Origin of the sequence: Pollutimonas nitritireducens, assembly GCF_002849615.1 — a bacterium.
Classification (GTDB): domain Bacteria; phylum Pseudomonadota; class Gammaproteobacteria; order Burkholderiales; family Burkholderiaceae_B; genus Pollutimonas; species Pollutimonas nitritireducens.
Genome location: NZ_PDNV01000004.1, coordinates 192,936 through 210,536 on the forward strand (window position 1 = coordinate 192,936; position 17,601 = coordinate 210,536).

At 58.2% G+C, this 17,601-nt stretch carries 14 protein-coding genes; 2 read left to right on the forward strand and 12 right to left on the reverse strand.

Going from position 1 to position 17,601, the window contains the following annotated elements; all coding sequences use genetic code 11:
- Positions 1-36: 36 nt before the first annotated feature.
- Both CR155_RS07220 and CR155_RS07225 read right to left on the reverse strand, forming a co-directional pair.
- Entirely contained in the window at positions 37-1,323 is a 1,287-nt protein-coding gene (locus CR155_RS07220; RefSeq protein ID WP_102069323.1) for a glycosyltransferase family 4 protein, read from the reverse strand.
- A 61-nt stretch (positions 1,324-1,384) separates the two neighbouring features.
- Positions 1,385-1,864 (reverse strand): BON domain-containing protein, encoded by a 480-nt coding sequence (locus tag CR155_RS07225; protein ID WP_102069324.1) that lies wholly within the window; start codon positions 1,862-1,864, stop codon positions 1,385-1,387.
- Positions 1,865-2,222: 358 nt separating this feature from the next.
- Here CR155_RS07225 and CR155_RS07230 point away from each other — a divergent pair, with 358 nt between their 5' ends.
- Complete coding sequence (locus CR155_RS07230; protein WP_102069325.1) at positions 2,223-3,725, forward strand: RNA polymerase factor sigma-54; 1,503 nt, start codon at positions 2,223-2,225, stop codon at positions 3,723-3,725.
- A 90-nt stretch (positions 3,726-3,815) separates the two neighbouring features.
- Positions 3,816-4,811 (forward strand): type II asparaginase, encoded by a 996-nt coding sequence (locus tag CR155_RS07235; RefSeq protein WP_102069326.1) that lies wholly within the window; start codon positions 3,816-3,818, stop codon positions 4,809-4,811.
- A 96-nt stretch (positions 4,812-4,907) separates the two neighbouring features.
- On the opposite strand, the gene CR155_RS07240 is transcribed toward CR155_RS07235, so the two are convergent.
- The 10 genes from CR155_RS07240 to CR155_RS07285 all read right to left on the reverse strand — a co-directional run bounded on the left by CR155_RS07240 (position 4,908) and on the right by CR155_RS07285 (position 17,515).
- Positions 4,908-5,861, reverse strand: a complete 954-nt coding sequence (locus tag CR155_RS07240) for a pseudouridine synthase (protein ID WP_102069327.1) — start codon at positions 5,859-5,861, stop codon at positions 4,908-4,910.
- 3 nt (positions 5,862-5,864) lie between these two features.
- Complete coding sequence (tdh, locus tag CR155_RS07245) at positions 5,865-6,893, reverse strand: L-threonine 3-dehydrogenase (protein WP_102069328.1); 1,029 nt, start codon at positions 6,891-6,893, stop codon at positions 5,865-5,867.
- 48 nt (positions 6,894-6,941) lie between these two features.
- The gene (locus CR155_RS07250) at positions 6,942-8,144 is read right to left on the reverse strand and encodes a glycine C-acetyltransferase (protein ID WP_102069329.1); all 1,203 of its coding nucleotides are present in this window, start codon (positions 8,142-8,144) and stop codon (positions 6,942-6,944) included.
- 23 nt (positions 8,145-8,167) lie between these two features.
- Positions 8,168-10,798 carry a TRAP transporter permease gene (locus CR155_RS07255; protein ID WP_102069330.1) on the reverse strand — a complete coding sequence of 877 codons (2,631 nt, stop codon included), beginning with the start codon at positions 10,796-10,798 and terminating at the stop codon, positions 8,168-8,170.
- Positions 10,799-10,878: 80 nt separating this feature from the next.
- Positions 10,879-11,877, reverse strand: coding sequence for a TAXI family TRAP transporter solute-binding subunit (locus CR155_RS07260; protein ID WP_102069331.1), 999 nt, complete (start codon positions 11,875-11,877; stop codon positions 10,879-10,881).
- 172 nt (positions 11,878-12,049) lie between these two features.
- Positions 12,050-12,496: a PaaI family thioesterase gene (locus CR155_RS07265; protein WP_233213993.1), complete on the reverse strand. Its 447-nt coding sequence runs from the start codon at positions 12,494-12,496 to the stop codon at positions 12,050-12,052.
- 38 nt (positions 12,497-12,534) lie between these two features.
- A complete protein-coding gene (locus tag CR155_RS07270) occupies positions 12,535-13,056 on the reverse strand; it encodes a GAF domain-containing protein (protein ID WP_102069332.1) in 522 nt (173 codons plus the stop codon).
- 8 nt (positions 13,057-13,064) lie between these two features.
- Positions 13,065-14,033 carry a Bug family tripartite tricarboxylate transporter substrate binding protein gene (locus tag CR155_RS07275; protein ID WP_102069333.1) on the reverse strand — a complete coding sequence of 323 codons (969 nt, stop codon included), beginning with the start codon at positions 14,031-14,033 and terminating at the stop codon, positions 13,065-13,067.
- 65 nt (positions 14,034-14,098) lie between these two features.
- Positions 14,099-15,937: a gamma-glutamyltransferase family protein gene (locus CR155_RS07280; RefSeq protein ID WP_102069476.1), complete on the reverse strand. Its 1,839-nt coding sequence runs from the start codon at positions 15,935-15,937 to the stop codon at positions 14,099-14,101.
- Between the two features lie 117 nt (positions 15,938-16,054).
- A complete protein-coding gene (locus tag CR155_RS07285; RefSeq protein ID WP_233213996.1) occupies positions 16,055-17,515 on the reverse strand; it encodes a DNA recombination protein RmuC in 1,461 nt (486 codons plus the stop codon).
- Positions 17,516-17,601: the final 86 nt, after the last annotated feature.

A 17,601-nucleotide genomic window follows, 5' to 3' on the forward strand; every position in this document is an offset into this window, starting at 1 on the left:
TGACTGTCATGTTTGCGTAATCGATGGTGTACGGGGTCAGGCGATGAGACGATCACCCGCCTCCCAATGCCGCGCGGACCGCTGCGCAAACGCCCCCCCGCAAAGGCTTTCGAACACGTCTGCCAACTGTGTACCCACGCAGCGCCAGCTGAACAGCCGCTCTGCACGCTGCGCACCGGCCCTGCCCATCCGGTAAGACAGACTGCTGTCTTGCGCCAGGCGAGCCAAGCGCTCCGCAAGCGCGCCAGGATCCTTCGGCGGAACCAGGAAGCCGGTGACGCCGTCCACGACGGTGTAGCGAATACCGCCAGTATCAGACCCGACCACCGGCCTGGCGCACGCCATCGCTTCCACCGGAGTAATGCCGAATGGTTCGTACCAGGGCGTGGTCGCGAACACATCACTGGCACAATAATAAGCACGCAACTGGTTACGACCACGACGACCGGTAAACTCGACAAAGTCCAGCACGCCCTCCTCCCGCGCTACGGCCTTCAAACGGGCGAGCTCCGGCGTCGCCTCTTCCAGTGGAGCGGTGGTGTTGCCTCCTACGATGCATAGCCGGGCGTCCACACCATACTCTTTGCGCAAGCGACTCATCCCGCGGATCACATTGTCGACGCCTTTTCGGGGCACCATGCGTCCGAGCTGCAGAATGTAAAAGGCTTTCTTGTCCCATCCCAATGAAGATCGGACTGTAGCCATTTCCATGGGCCACATTTCCTGTGGATCATATCCGCAAGGAATCATGCTGATGCGATCCGGATCGGCCCCGTAAAGCTCGACGAGATCATGCCTGTCTTGCGGACACTCGGCGATGATGCGGTCGGCAGAGCGCACCACTTCGTCTTCGATCGCGAAGCGCGTATCGGGAAACTTATCGGCGTCGGCCTGGTGCTGGCGACGGACGCGGCCAAGGGCATGGAAGGTCACTGCCAAAGGCAGCCCGTATCGTCGGGCTACCGGCAGCGCAGCCATGGCTGACATGAAAAAGTTGGCATGTATAAGGTCATAGGAATGGCTGCTCCTGCCAAAATAGCGCGTCATGAATTCACCGAACTGCCCCATGTATGGAAGCATCTCCTCCTTGGGCAGGTAGCGCGCGGGGCCGGCCGGGACGTTGATAATTCGCAGGCCCTTCCCCCATTCCATCTCGTGGGGTAATCGGGAACTATCCCTTCTGGTGAAGACATCAACGGCATACCCCTGTGCCGCAAGCTGTCGCGCGACTTGAGCCACATATACATTCTGGCCGCCACTGTCCACGCTTCCAGCCTGCGCAATTGGCGATGCATGCTCACTGACAATGGCAACTCTTCGCATGATGCTCTCCTCTCCACCAATGGATGCCGGCACATTTGTGCGCCCGCTTGCGGACGCCTGCCTAGACGCGCTGCACGGTGATGCGGTTATCGATATCGGAGATGCCAGTGCAATCATCGACGCAGTCCTCGATGGCATGCTTGACGCGCCGGCTCTTTACCGTGCCTTCCAATGTCACTTTCGCCTGCGCCACACTGACCGACACCTCCGAAACGTCGAGACCGCTATGGCTCAACTTTTCACACACGTCTTCGTAAATACGTTCATCCGAACGCACATATCCTTTAGGAAGAATGCGCTCGCGTGCGCCTTGGGCGTGTTCCAACTGCTGACGCTGGAAACCCGGATCTTCGTTTGCAAATCCCCCATAACTGCTTTGCCCCGGATCAGCGCTACGACTGCTCAATGACTCGCCTTGCTCGGTGGCGTGCACGCCTGGATACCGGCGCGGGCCAAGATGGCCCTCGCGCATACGTTCCTTGTCTCGCCCATCCTGCTTGCACTTGCGTTTTCCATGGTGTCGTTGATCTTCGTTGTTCATCACACGCTCCTCATACCATTCGTAATTCGATTGTTGGCACAAACGTCTGCGGCCACCCGTGGCAGCAAATCATGTGCCGAAAGAGCGAGCATTAGCGCGCGGTGCGTCATGAAGCGTCGGGAAGTTCTTACACGCATCGGTAAATTGGACCGCCATGCGGGAAGTGAAAGGCGCACAAGAACAGGCTATCCATGGCTCACAATTCACTTACATCGACTGATATCGCACGTCGCGCAAGAGAAGTACGGCATATATGAAGTTGATACCCGCTGAAGCGCTTAGTTACACGACCTGGCATGAGCATTGCGTCCTCTTAACCGTATAGCTCAAAAGGTTCGAACAAACCAAGGAGACGCAATTGACTCAGATCACCTACGAACTGCAAGCCAGGCAGCAGACCAGTCTTACCCCACGCCTGCAACAGTCCGTCAAACTGCTGCAAATGTCCACGCTGGACTTCAGCCGCGAAGTGGCCGAAGCCATTGCCAACAACCCCTTCCTCGAAGAGCCTGAAGATCCCGTTGCCTCCGACGAGAAATCAGGCTTAGCGGACCACGGATTCGAAGACACGCCGTCCCTGATGGACAATGAGGTGGCCGCGGACCCGGCGCAGTATGTCGACGCCGACAACGGACAGGACGTGACGCCGCCCGAAACGGAATACCTGGCAAGCAGCCTGACTGACGCCCCAGCCTATTCGGGCGACTATCCTACTCAACGGAATTCCGATCGACCGGACAGCGACGTGGGACAATGGGCACGCAGCACCGGGAGCCTCCAGGAATCGCTGCGTGCCGATCTATGCAGCTACCATTTGAGCGAGCGGGAACGCTATTTGACCGAGTTCATCATCGAGGCTCTCGATGATGACGGTTACCTCCGCGTGCCCTTTTCAGAGTTGGCGAGCGCTCAGGAATTTACGCCCCCAGTCAGCAACGATGAATGGGAGATTGCCTTGCGACTCGTGCAACAGCTAGGCCAGCCCGGCCTGGCAGCCCGCAATCTGCCGGAGTGTCTCACCCTGCAACTGAACGCCCTGCCGGACCATGAGCCAGGTAAGGCGATGGCCTTGCGCATTGTGGATGAAGCGATCGAAAGGCTGGGTCGGTGCGATTACGCGGGCTTGGCCAAGGCGCTGTCGTGTACCGAAGAGACCATCCAGGAAGCGTGCATGCTGATACGGACGCTGTCGCCGCGCCCCGGTGGCCAGTATTCAGCAGTGGACCCGTCGTGCTATGTGATACCTGACGCCATCGTCCGTAAAGTAGGTCGACTCTGGGTGGCCACGTCCAACGAAGAGGCAACGCCGCGTGCTTGCCTGAACAACGCCTATGCGCAACTCTTTCGCCAGAGCCGCTATGGTGACCGGTCTCTCATGGCCCAGGCGCTGCAGGAAGCGCGCTGGCTGATGCGCAGCCTGGAACAGCGCAAGAGCACCATACAACTGGTCGCACAGGCTATCGTGGCGCGCCAGCAAACCTTCTTCGACTATGGCGAAATCGCCCTCCGTCCCATGATGTTGAGCGAAATTGCCGATGAACTGGGCATGCACGAATCGACGATTTCGCGGGCCACGAGCAACAAGTACCTGGCTTCTCCGCGTGGTATTTATGAATTCAAATCATTCTTTTCGCGGGAGCTGGCCACTCAGTCGGGCGGGACCTGCTCGGCGGTGGCCGTGCGCGCGCTGATCCAGGAGATGATCGATGCGGAGGATCCCAAGGAGCCATTGTCGGATGTGGTTCTGGCACGCAAACTCGCGCGCGAAGGGGTAGTGGTGGCTCGGCGCACGGTATCGAAATACCGCGCCCAGATAAAATGCCCACCGGCCGATCTGCGCCGACGCCCGAGTTATTCCTAGTGCGGCGGCACGCCGCACTATACCGTCCAGCATTGCCATGGGACCCCTTGCTGCGGGATAATGCGGCAACTTGGGCTACGCGTATCATAAATGACCATGCTTCCTCTTCCGCGTGTCGTCTTGCTGGGCACGGGCGGCACCATCGCCGCCACGGCCGGTAGTGCGACCACGCTAAACGACTACACCGTTACACAGAGCATCGATACACTCCTGACGGCGATACCGGAGCTCAACGCGGTAGCACGGCTGCGCTGCAGCCAGGTTTTCAACGTGGAAAGCCATGCCATCACTAACAAGATGCTCTTGAAGCTTGCAGGAAGGATCAACAAAGAACTGTCCGACCCTGCGGTCGATGGCGTGGTGATCACACACGGAACGGACACGCTTGAAGAAACGGCTTATTTTCTGAATCTCACCATAAAAAGCCATAAACCGGTAGTCATGGTGGGGGCCATGCGACCCAGTTCGGCGCTCAGCGCGGACGGACCATTGAATCTGTTCAACGCCGTATTGTTGGCGGCGAGCAAAAAGGCCCATGGACACGGCGTTCTTGTCCTGATGAACGACCAGATCTCCGCCGCCCGCTACACAAGCAAAACCCATAGCACCCAGCCTGACAGCTTCCGCTCTCATGACCAGGGCTATCTCGGCCAGATCCATAACGGAAAGATCCATATCTTCCAGACCCCGACAACCCGGCATACGACCCAGTCCGAGTTCGACGTGACTGGCGTGAAATCCCTGCCGTCGGTGGACATCATCTACGATCACCAGAACGCCGGCCTGCACCTCTACGAAGCATCGATCAAGGCTGGCGTGCAAGGGATTGTTATCGCAGCAACCGGCAATGGAAGCATCTCGACGTCCGTGAAAAAAGGGGCGCACCTGGCGCTCAAAGGCAATGTCGTCTGCGTACGGTCCACACGCGTCGGCTCGGGCGTCGTCTCGGAGAGCAAGACGGACAACAAACTGCGGCTCGTGTCGGGCAACTCCCTGAATCCCCAGAAGGCGCGGATATTGTTGATGCTGGCCTTGCACAACACTCGCGATCCGCAATCAATCCAGTCTTATTTCGATCGGTACTGATCGTCCCGGAGGACCGGCGGACCGGCGCACCGGCGCACCGGCGCACCGGCGCACCGGCGCACCGGTGGCCGCCTCGATCCGATACGACGCTGGACGCTATGCAACGCCTGGTTCTTCCTGGTAGGCCAGCCTGCGCAAGCTTTCAAAGCGGCGCAAGCCGCCACTATACGGGTCCTTGAACTCGATGGTGCGCGCGATCAGCTGCAAAGGGCTGCTAAAGTCGCCCGCATCGGCGTAGGCCTGGAGTTCGGGATAGAAACCGTCGTTGCATATCGGAATACCGAGGGCACTCATGTGGACCCTCAGCTGATGCTTGCGTCCGGTATGCGGCCTGAGCCGATAATGCCCGAGTCCTTCACGACGTGCAATATTCCCGATCAGTTCAATATGAGTCTCGCTATTGGCCGCACCCGGTGTCTCATGCATGGTGAAGTGGCTGGCGCGCGGCTCCAGGCGGCTTCGATACACCATCGGCAAATCAAGGTCATCTCGTAATGGGGCAACCGCCTCGTACACTTTTTGGACCTCCCGGTGCTGGAACAGCGACTGGTACGCGCCGCGGAATTGAGGATCTGTGGAAAACAGCAGCACTCCGGCCGTATCCCGGTCCAATCTGTGCAACGGGCTCAACAAGGGCAGGTCAAGCTGGCTGCGCAATCGTATCAGAGCCGTCTCCTGCAGATAACGCCCGCCTGGCGTACTGGCGAGGAAATGCGGCTTGTCGGCCACCACCAGGAAGTCATCGCGGAACAACACCGGAAGATCAAAAGGCACGGACTCTTCGTCTGGCACTTCGCGGTAGTACCAAAGCCAGCGCAACGCGCGATATGGGCTGGCCAGTGTCTGGACCGTACCATCCTGATCCACAATGTCGCCGCGCTCCAGACGCGCGCGCAGGATGTCCGCCGGAATGTGCTTGAACCGTTCCAGCAGAAAGTCCAGCAATGTCGGCCACGTTCCCCGCGGCAGGTGTACACGGCTGGGCGCAACACCGAAGCGCACCGGTAAAGGCGCATCGCGCGTTGTTTCACCACGCCGCTTGCTTGTCAATTTCTACGCCACCCAATCAAGGATTACCTTGCCGCTTTGACCCGAAAGCATGGCCTCGAACCCGGCACGGTAATCGCTGGCGACAAAGCGATGCGTAATGATGGGCGACAAATCAAGCCCGCTTTGCAGCATGGCCACCATCTTGTACCAGGTTTCAAACATTTCCCGGCCATATATGCCCTTGATTTCCAGACCCTTGAAGATGACTTTATTCCAGTCAATCCCGAACCCGGCGGGCAGGATGCCCAGCATTGCTATCTTGCCCCCGTGATTCATTTGATCCAGCATGGAACTGAAGGCGCTGGGCACGCCGGACATCTCCATGCCGACGTCGAAGCCTTCCGCCATGTGCAGCTCGGCCATGACCTCGGGCAGAGATTCCCTCGCGACGTTTACCGTGCGCGTAGCGCCCATCCTGCGGGCAAGATCGAGCCGATAATCGTTGACATCGGTAATGACCACATTGCGGGCACCGACGTGGCGGGCAATGGCAGCAGCCATGGCGCCGATAGGTCCCGCGCCGGTGATAAGCACGTCCTCGCCCACCAGATTGAAGGCCAGGGCCGTATGCGTCGCATTGCCAAAAGGATCAAAAATGGCAGCGAGTTCGTCGGAGACATCGTCCGGTATCTTGAACGCATTGAATGCCGGAATGGCCAAATAGTCGGCAAATGCTCCCGGCCTATCGACGCCGACCCCCGACGTATTGCGGCACAAGTGCCGCCTGCCGGCGCGGCAATTGCGGCAGAAGCCGCAAGTAATGTGCCCTTCGCCCGATACCCGGTCACCGATCGTGAAGCCCTGGACCTCCTGTCCGATCTCGACGATTTCGCCCACGTATTCATGACCGACATGCATGGGAACCGGTATGGTCTTGCTTGCCCAGTCGTCCCATTTCCAGATGTGGATATCGGTACCGCAAATCGCCGTCTTGCGTATTTTTATCAATACATCGTTGTGTCCAACGACAGGCCGTTGGACGTCGGTCAGCGTCAAACCGACAGCCGGTTCCAGTTTAGCGAGGGCTCGCATAGTGTGCTCCAGATAGGCGTGAAGACTGATTATTTCAGGAATTTTCCGTCACGCCACAACACCTAACCGACGGCCGACACGCTCGAACGCGGCCACCGCCATGTCGATCTGTTCCACGGTATGGGCGGCGCTCATCTGCGTACGTATGCGCGCGCGGCCCTTGGGCACGACCGGATACGAGAATCCGACGACATACACCCCCTCCTGCAGGAGTTCATCGGCCATTCGCCCCGCCAGAGCGGCGTCACCCAGCATTACGGGAATGATTGGATGCTTGCCAGGCACTAGGTCGAACCCGCAAGCCGACAGTGCCGAACGAAATCGCTGACCGTTGTCTTGGATGCGGCGACGCAAAGCATGTCCTTCATCACTCTGCAGCAGCGTCAAGACGCACAATGATGCTGCCACGATGGCCGGCGCGAGCGTGTTCGAGAACAAGTAGGGGCGCGAGCGCTGTCGCAATAGCTCGACCACCGACGGATGCGCGGCAACATAGCCGCCCGAGGCGCCGCCCAGCGCCTTGCCCAGGGTGCCGGTCAGGATATGCACACGACCCTCGACGCCGCAATACTCTGGTGTGCCCCGGCCATGCTCGCCTATGAACCCCACGGCATGCGAATCGTCGACCATGACCTGCGCACCGAACTCGTCGGCCAGGTCGCAGATGGATTTCAGGTCGGCGATGACTCCATCCATGGAAAATACGCCGTCTGTCGCAATGAGCTTATGACGAGCGCCTGCCGCATCGGCCGCTTGCAGCTGCGCACGCAGTTCAGCCATATCGTTATTGGCATAGCGATAACGCTTTGCCCTGCACAAACGCACGCCGTCGATGATGCTCGCATGGTTCAGGGCGTCGCTGATGACGGCATCGTTTTCATCCAGCAACACTTCGAACAGCCCGCCATTGGCATCGAAGCAACTCGAATACAGTATTGCGTCACCCATTCCAAGAAAACCGGCCAGAGCATCCTCCAGCTGCTTGTGACCGGTCTGGGTGCCGCAAATGAACCGCACCGACGCCAACCCGAAACCGGCAACATCCAGCCCCCGTTTGGCGGCCTCGACAAGACGTTCGTCGTCGGCCAGGCCCAGGTAGTTGTTGGCGCAGAAATTCAGAACCCGGGGCCCGTCCGCAAGTTGCACCTCAGCCGATTGCGGACTCGCCAGGATGCGTTCGGTTTTGTAAAAGCCGTCGGCACGCAACTGCTGGGTCTTCTGCTGCACATGGTCAAGGAAAGAAACGGGCATGGAAGTTCCAATAAAAGATTTTCCTAGGCGGCATCCGGAAGGAGCGTGCGATCCGCTCGCGACCTGCGACCCTGCAAGAACCAAACGAGCGCCAGAATAAGGAAAGCCGGTATATAGAACCAGAATTCAGAAGGCCTGGACGGGTTGGGAACCTTGATCTCAGTAATGTTCCAGCCTTGCTCCCAGCCGGCACGGCGGGCCTGACTGCCGAATCGTACCGCCGCAATCTGTGCCTGGTCGCCCATGAGCATGACGGTCAGTCCGGCGACAGTCAGCCTTTGCATTCCAGCGGTATCGCCCTGGGCGGTACTGCCCTCGGGTAAAGCCGCTAGAGGCACCGCGACTGTTTTTTGCAGATCGTCGCCCTCCAGCGTCATGCCCTCGAGCACCACCACCAGCCGCCCCTTGTCCGGCATGGCGGCGGCGATTTGAAGCAATTCGGCCGCCGGCCGGGTTTGATATTTGGCCGAAAGATGATTCATGAACCAGTCGGGCCGGAACAGCATGAACGTGACGAGCAGCAACAGGACCACTTCCATCCACGTACACTTGACACGCATCCATCTGATGGTGGCAGCAGCAAAAGTGAGCGACGCCAAAGTGGCGCCGCCCACAACCAGTATGAGTTCGCCCCACCCCTCGACATCGATCAGCAGCAGCAATGGGTTGAAGACGAACATGAAAGGCAATACTGCCGTGCGCATGGCGTACTTGACGCCCTGGATGCCCGTCTTGATCGGATCTTCACCCGATATGGCCGCAGCAGCAAAAGTGGCCAGCCCTACCGGCGGTGTAATGTCGGCCATGATTCCGTAATAAAACACGAACATATGCACGGCGATCAAGGGGATGACAATACCGCTTTGCGCTCCCAGTTCGACCACCACGGGCGCCATCAGGCTTGCCATCAGGATATAGTTCGCAGTAGTCGGCATGCCCAGGCCCAACACCAGGCATACCGCTGCGGTAAAGACAAGCATGATCAATACATTGCCCATCGAGACCATTTCGACGAATGCCGTCATGCGCAAGCCCAGGCCAGTCAGCGTGATTGCACCCACGATAAGCCCGGCCGTCCCGCAGGCAATGGCGATACCGATCATATTTCGTGCACCGTCCTGCAAGCCATGTACGGTGTCGTGTACCCCGACACTTATAGCTGGGGCAACAGCCTGTTTGCGGAACCAAGCCACCAACGGCCGTTGCGTCAGCATCTGCACCACCATGGCCACGACCGCCCAGAACGCCGACAGGCCCGCCGATAACTGCTCTACCGACAGACACCAGACCAGAATGCCGATAGGTATCAGAAAGTGCAAGCCCGAACGCACCGTCGGCCACGTCTCGGGTCGCGTCGGACTGGTGATATTGATTTCAGTGGGAAGGTCGGGATGGCTGGCGGCGATACGCAATAGCCAAAGGTATAAGCCGACGAGCAAGCTGGTCAGGATCCACATGGCAGCGGCGCCGGCCACCGCCTGCACGCCTACGCCTATCCAGTAGATCAGGCCCATCACGATGAAAGTCCCCGCAATGCCCATCCCCCAGCCTGCCAGCTTTTGAAGCAGAGTACGCGGCTTGCCGGCCGACATCATGGGCTGGATACCGAGCTGCAGCGCTTCCAGATGGACAATGTAGAACAAGGCAATGTAGGAAATACTTGCCGGCAACAAGGCGTGGCGGATGATATCGGTATACGGAATGCCGACGTACTCGATCATCAGGAAAGCGGCAGCGCCCATTACCGGAGGCATGATCTGCCCATTCACCGACGATGCGGTTTCGATCGCGCCCGCGCGAATACCACCGTAGCCTGCCTTCTTCATGAGAGGAATGGTGAAAATGCCGCCCGTCACCACGTTGGCGACCGAGGATGCGGATACAAGCCCGTTGACGGCCGATGACACCACGGCGACCTTTGCCGGCCCGCCGCGCAAGTGGCCCAACATGGCAAAAGAAACCTGCATCATATAGTTGCCGGCCCCGCAACGATCCAGCAGGGACCCCAACAGGACGAAAATGAAGATATACGAAACCGATACGCCCAGGGCCACCCCATAAACGCCTTCGGTTGTCAGCCACATATGGGACACCATACGCTCGAGTGAAGCGCCACGGTGCGACAAGGCATCGGGCAACCATGGGCCCAGGAAGACATAAAGAATGAATATGGCGCCAAGCACCGCCATGGGTGCGCCGAGCGCACGGCGGGTTACCTCGAGCAGCAACACAAGCCCGACGGCGGCCACGCTAATGTCCATGGCCGTGGGAATGCCGGGTCTCGTCGAGAGCTCTTTGTAGAACAAAAACAGATAGGCGCCGCAAAACCCGGCAACCAGCGCAAGAACCCAGTCGTACCAAGGCATCCGGTCGCGGGGTGAGCTTTTACGCGCAGGGTAAGCAAGGTAGCCCAGGAACATGGCAATGCCCAGGTGCAAGGCGCGCGCCTCGGTATCGTTGAGGATGCCGAAATTGAACGTAAAGGGCAGCGGCGAGGCGTACCAAAGCTGAAATAGCGACCACAGGACAGCGCCCGAAAAAATGACGGCACCTGTTATTCCGCCTACCGTACGGCCGCCTCGATCAACGTCGGCAACCAGTTGCTCGAGCTTCGCATTTGTATGATCGGGGTGGTTGGTCACTGTGCTAGTCATGCATTTTTCCGTGAGGTATAGCCATAAGGGCGCCCATATGGGCGCCCTTTCTACCTGTTATTAAATTCGCGCCCTGAACCTTACAGCAGGCCTTTTTCCTTGAAGTACTTCTCGGCACCAGGATGCAGCGGGGCTGACAGGCCGTTCTTTGCCATGTCCTTGGCTTCGAGGTTCGCAAGCGCCGGATGGAGCTTCTTGAAATCTTCGAAATTTTCGAACACGGCTTTCACCACCAGGTAGACGGTTTCTTCAGGTACGTCTGCGGATGTAACGAAGGTGGCCAGCACACCGTATGTGCTCGTTTCCTGGGGATTGTTGGGGTACAGGCCCGCGGGAATTGTCACCTTGGCATAGTATGGGAAGTCGGCAACCAGTTTGTCGACCACTGGACCGGTCAAGGATACCAATTGCGCGCCACAAGTGGTGGTCGGGTCCTGGATGTTGGCGGATGGATGACCCACGCCATACAGGAAGCCGTCGATCTTGCCGTCGCACAAGGCCGGACCATGCTCATCCGGACGCAATTCCGACGCCAGCGAAAAGAAGCTCAGGTCCACCCCTTTTGCCTTGAGGAATTGCTCCATCGAAGCGCGGGTACCGGAACCAGGATTACCGACATTGAAGCGCTTGCCCTTGAAATCATCGAACGATTTGATGTTGGCGTCTTTTCGGGCCACGACTGTGAACGGCTCGGGGTGAATCGAAAACACCGAACGCAGTTTCTGGAAGCCACCGGCTTCCTTGAACTGCCCTTCTCCTTTGTATGCGTTATAGCCGACATCGGACTGCACCACACCGAGGTCAAGCTCACCGGCCTTGATGGTATTGATGTTGAACACCGAGCCACCCGTGGACTCCACGGAGCAACGAGTACCGTGTTCCTTACGGTCTTTATTGACCAGTCTGCAGATTGCGCCCCCTGCAGCGTAGTAGACACCCGTAACGCCACCGGTACCGATACTGACGAACTTTTGCTGGGCTGCCGCTGGCAGTGGCGCTGCGAGCGCTGCAAATATGGCGGCGGCACTGGTGGTCAACGCCAGCCGCTTGCTGAAAGAGACGGTAAAAAACGAACCCATTTTCTTCTCCTGATGGACTTTTAGGGGTGGCCCGAACGCGCTCGGGACCGGCAGTCGTTTACCCTTGGGCAGCGGCAAAACCACGGCCACGGATAAAAAAGACATCCTACCCTTGTTGGCCAGTGTTCTGAGCAACAGAATCCTAGGGATTACCCTTGAACGAGATGGAAAATCAGGCGCCCACGTATTTGAATGTCCCGACAGCCGTTGCCAGCAGTTCGATATCATCAAGCCACACCTCGGCTCGCGCAAAAAAGACGCTACGCCCCTTGCGCACGATGTAGCCTTTCGCCACCAGCGTGGTGCCCTCGCCGCTGCTGACGAAATTCGTGGTGAGCGAGAGTGTCAGGCTGCGCAATACGGGGTCGCCCGGGGCGGAATAAAGTCCGCAATATCCGCATACTGAATCAAGCAAGGTACAAATTACACCGCCATGAATACGGCCTGTGCGGTTGCCAAGGTCGGCGGAAGTGTCCAGGCGCATCTCGGCATATCCGGGAGACCACTGGGCAAGCTGGATGCCGAGTCGCTCGAGAAATGGATTATCGATGGGGATGTGAGCAAGGGAAATGTCGGTCATGGAGGTCAGGCGAGCGTCAAACAGAAAGACAACAAGCATAAACGAGTTTCATCACTTGCTCGTCCGGGCGCATGCGTTCACGAGCTGCTCCGACCATCTTCAGGCGTGGGTACGGTCATGAATCCGGGTGTCGCCAATAACGCCGCCAACCGCGCGCCCTGGATCTGGGCCGCATGTATGCCAGGATGCTGCATCAGGAAGTTGATGGTACCCAGGCAAATGTCGCGCGCCACAACCGGCACATTGATCACCGACTGCAGACCCAGTGCCCGGATGGCCTCAAAATCGTCGAACGATAGCCTGATGCTGGCCTCGTCCTCCCCCACGAACATGCGCTGCTCGATCAGTACCTGCCTTGCCCAATCGGTGCCCGCCTTTTCCTTGCTGCCGCCCACAGGATAGGCAGTGGGATTGGAACTATAGAGCCGCATGACGCGCTGGGTGGCGGGATCGTAGCGGTTCACGGTGCACAGGCTATGCTGCAGAAACTGGCAAGCATACTGATCGACGGCAGCGAACAGCTCTTGAGGCTCCCTGCTACGTGCCGCTCGCGCGACGGCATCCAGGCCCTCGAATAGTTTCAGATCGTCGAATGGCATGGATTGCACTACTCAATCTTGATGCCGAGATCGCGTACGATCTTGCTGTATTTCTCGGCGTCGAGCGCAAGATCGGCCGCGAACTGCTCGGGAGTGCTTTCCAGAACCTGGACCGCCATTGCCTCCATTTTCTGAATAACCTCCGGTCTTTTCAGTGCTTTATTTATTTCGGCATTCAAGCGGGCCACGAGTTCCGGTTGCATGCCCGCCGGGCCAAAGACGCCATACCACACTGCGAGCTCATAGCCGGGCAGCGTCTCTGCGACAGTCGGTACATCAGGCAACATGGGCGAGCGCTGGGCCTCGGTCACTGCCATCAGCTTCAGCTTGCCGTCCTTGACGAAAGGAAGCGACTGCGTACCGGCCGTAAACAGCAGCTTGGTCTGGTCGCCCACGGTGTCCACGACGGCAGGAGCGCCGCCGCGATAGGGAATATGCAGCATCTCGATACCGGCGGCCTTTTCAAACATGGCGGCACTGAGATGGTTGGTGGATCCGGCTCCTGCCGAGGCGTAGGCAATCTGACCCGGCCGGGTTTTTGCGTACGCAATGAACTCCGCCACATTATTGGCAGGAATGGACGGGTTGACGACCATCGTATTGGTGACAAGCGCGACTTTCGCGATAGGAGTGAAGTCCTTCACTCCGTCGAACGGCATGTCGCTGTACAGCGCCTGGTTCATGGTGTGTGTGCTCATGGAACCTACCAGAAGCGTATAGCCATCCGGCTTGGCCTTGGCCACCAGGCTGGACCCTATATTGCCCGAAGCACCGGACCGATTCTCGACGACCAAAGGCTGGCCCAGCACTTTCGAAAGCTGTTCGGAGAGAAGGCGAGCGAGAATATCCGTGGAGCCGCCCGCAGCCCATGGAACCACTAGCGTGATGGGTTTTTCCGGCCAGGCGGCATAGGCTGTCGGGACAGCACCCAGCAAAACCAGCCCGACAAAGAAGAATTTGCGTAAGGAATCAAGCATTTTGCACACCTTTTTTGAGAAAGACCGGATGAATCAGGATCTGAAATAGACTGCGACGTCGGAAATCAACGGCCCACCGCATAGCCCTGCATTCCTCGAGGATTCGCACCAGCGCGTAGAAGCAGCCCGCCGCCCTGCGCCGGTTCGCGGGTGCATGCGCTGATCCGGCCTTCGGACCATGCCCCTCCCACCACCACATCATGACCTGCAGCACGCAGCCGTTGCAATGCTTCAGCTGGAAAACGCGACTCGACGACCAAGCGATTCGTTTTGACCGTCCGGGGCCAGAAGGAAGCCGGATAATGCTCTATATGCGAGGATGGAGCGTCAATGGCTTCCTGCAGATTCATGCCCAAAGCGCAATGGCGAAGGAAGAACGACACCGTCCACTGATCCTGCTGATCGCCGCCGGGCGTACCAAAAGCCATGTAGGGTTCGCCGTCACGCAACGCCATGCCGGGAGAAAGTGTCGTATTGGGACGTTTCCCCGGCTGAAGATAGCCCGGCGTACCTTCATCCAGCCACGTCATTTGCAAGCGTGTGCTGATGGAAAAGCCCAGGCCCGGCACGACCGGACTGGAAGACAGCCAGCCTCCGGATGGCGTCGCGGCCACCATGTTTCCGTGTCGGTCGATAACGTCCAAATGACAAGTATCGCCGACGAATATTTCGCGCTCCGCCCAGGTACTGACTGGCGGCAAGGCGGCAAAAGTCGGTTCGCCGACGCCGTAGCGGCCATCGAAGCCGGCCAACGCACGTTCGGCCGCTTGCAGGTCAGGCATGACGGGTGTGCGCCCCAGCGGATGCCCCGGGTTGATCGATGTGGACGCTTGCGCACCGATTGCTTTTATCCGTTCAAGGGCATATTCATCCGACAACAAGGTGGATATCGGGACGTCGACATGATCGGGATCGCCATACCAGGCCAGGCGGTCCGCCATTGCAAGTTTGGCCACTTCGGCAGTGCGATGCAGGAACTCGGCTGAATCGGCCGCGTACGTCGCAATGTCCATGTGCCGCAGCATAGCCAGTTGCTGCAGGAAGACAGGACCCTGCGACCAGGGTCCGCATTTTGCAACCGTGTAGCGGCCGAATTCTGTAAATATCGGCTCTTCGTAGCTTGCCTTCCAACCGGCCATATCCGAAAGACGAAGCAGACCGGTGTGCTGGTCACCCGTGCAGTCGCGCAGCGATTCATTCGTGTAGAAATCATCGATCGCCTGCGCGACGAAACCGCGGTACCAAAGGTCCAGCGCCGCGTCTATCCTTGATTCCCGGTCGATGCCCGTCGCGCTCGCATCCTGCACGATGCGCGTATAGGTCGAGGCCAGGGCGGGATTTCGAAAAAGTCCATCCAACGATGGAACACGGCCGCCAGGTAACCACACCTCCGCGGAACTCTTCCACTCCTGTCGAAACAAGGTCTCTACGGCAATGATGGCCTGCACAATGCGGGGTACCAAGGGGAATCCACTGTTCGCGTACTGGATCGCAGGCGCCAGTACGTCCTCGAGCTCCCACGTGCCATAATCGCGCAGCATTGCCAGCCAGGCTCCGAAAGCACCAGGCACCGTTGCAGGAAGCAGGCCCGTACCAGGCACGAGATCGAGTCCTTTGGCGCGGAAGTAGGCAGGTGTGGCCAGCACAGGGGCCGGCCCTTGGCCGCAGATCACGCGCATGCGGCGTTCCTTTTCGCTCCAAATCAAGATGGGCACCTCGCCGCCCGGACCGTTCAGGTGCGGCTCGACAAGCTGAAGCATGAAACCGCCTGCAACCGCGGCGTCAAACGCATTCCCACCACGCTCCAAGACGCCCATCGCCACCTGCGATGCCAGCCAGTGCGTGGACGAGACCATCCCAAAAGTGCCCCGCAGCTCAGGTCGTGTCGTAAAAGATTCCGGCATTGCTGTATCACCCAGATGCGAAAGAAGTACTGAGTATATCGACTGCGGAAAACCGAAACCATTGTTTTTGCGTAACGTAACCTCGTCATTGTGAACCGGCGTATCGTCCAATAAAAGTCAATCGGTGACGGCATCCTGATCGGCCTGCCGTGTCTCGATCGTATCCACTGCGCCCGCGGCACCGATAAGCTCCAGCCTCTCGTTTTCGAAATCGGCATGCAGTGGTTCCAGAACCGGCATGGTTTTGTTCGCCTTGGAAGACAGTTCGTTGAAGCGCGAGGTCTTGCCATATAGTCCCTGTTGTCCAGCCACCGCCTTCACGGTTTCGTTGTACTGCCTGCTCACGGTATCAAGGTTGGTACCCAGTTTCTTCAAGCGTTCCGCGACCACGACGACCTGGTTATAGATCTCGCCGGCGCGGGCGCTCAGTTCATGGGCTTGTTCATTGCTTCGTGCAACCATCCAGAGGTTCGCAACCGTTTTCAGTATGGGCATCAGTGTGGTGTGCGAGACCATGATCACATTATGGCGATAGCCATAATCGAAAAGGTCTCTGTTGTGCTTCATGGCCTCAATGTACGCAGGCTCTATGGGCATGAACATCAGCACAAAACTTGGGCTGCGCATGCCGACCAGATTGCTGTAGTCTTTCTTGCTCAGATCGTCGATGTGGTTGCGTACCGCTTTGACATGCGCATCGAGTGCGGCTTGGATCTCGGCCTCGCTGGACGCCGAAATCGCGCGTTCATAGTCGACCAGCGAAACTTTGCTGTCTATCACCATGTGCTTGAGGTCGGGCAGCTTGATGACGAAATCCGGGTGACGGTTATTGCCCAGGTCGTCCTTGAAGTGGGCCTGCGCCTGATAATGATCGCCGGGCACGAGCCCGGCCAACTGGAGTGTGCGTTCCAACTGCACTTCTCCCCAATTGCCTGTGGTCTTCTTGTCGCCCTTCAATGCGCTGGCCAGGGTATTGGCTTCCGAACTGATTTTCAGGCCCACTTCCAGCACACGCTTTATTTCGGAACCCAGCGAGACATTGCCACGCAGAGTCTCGTCATGGACTTGGTTTACACGCTTCTGGAAGCCATCGATCTGGTCACGAAACGGCCTGAGCATGACATCGAGCGAATTTTGACTGTTCTCTGCGAATGTTCTGCCTTTTTCTTCGAGGATTTCATTGGCGAGATTCTGAAACTCTGTTTTCAACTGGACTTTCGACGTCTCGAACGATGCCTTCATTTCCTGGAAGCTGGCCAGTCTCTCCGAATGCACCGCCTGCAATTCCGTCAACTCGTTGCTTAATCTGACCAGGCGCTGGCGCAGAGCATCCAGTTCCACATCTTTCATGGCGACATCGGTTCTGGTGTCCTCAAGGCGCTCACGCAGGCCCACTATCGTCGAGTCGCTGCTTGCCAGTTGACGGTCGAGGTGCGCAATTTCTTCTTGCGCCCGCGCCAATGCGTCGCGAGCGGTACGCGATCGAGGCTGCGCAATCAAGACAGCCACGATGAAACCCAGTAAAGCGGCGCCAACAACCCAAAGGATCATAATGATTTCAGGAGTAAAGTACTTCACGGACATATCCTTCTTTAAAAAAGCATTTGCAGCCCGCCAGGGTGCGACGTCATAGCAAATCCATATATGCACATTTCATGAGCATA